Origin of the sequence: Phaeodactylibacter xiamenensis (assembly GCF_000759025.1) — a bacterium.
GTDB classification, from domain to species: domain Bacteria; phylum Bacteroidota; class Bacteroidia; order Chitinophagales; family Saprospiraceae; genus Phaeodactylibacter; species Phaeodactylibacter xiamenensis.
The window spans coordinates 1-239 of sequence record NZ_JPOS01000045.1 but is presented as its reverse complement, the minus strand read 5'-3'; the positions used below and the strand labels follow the sequence as shown (position 1 = coordinate 239).

Here is a 239-nt window from a genome sequence, read left to right as displayed (position 1 = left end):
TTGGCCCCGCAGCTACTTGTAATGGTGTACTCATAATCTGTCCCTGGCTGAAGGGTGCCAGCAGGGATCGTTAATTCAGATGTAGTCAGGCCGGTATAACTGGTGAACTCCTGACCATTGGTATCCAGCACCACGGTATAGGATTGGACCAGCGTATCCGGGTCGGTAATGTCCCAATGCAGGACAACCTCTCCGCCACAATCGTAAGTTATCGTTATGTTTTCTGGTGTGGGGCAGGT

At 51.5% G+C, this 239-nt stretch carries 1 protein-coding gene; it reads right to left on the bottom strand.

What is annotated here, in order from left to right; translation table 11 throughout:
- Positions 1-239: hypothetical protein (locus IX84_RS33415; protein WP_044223955.1), on the bottom strand; the 239-nt coding region annotated here is incomplete at both ends.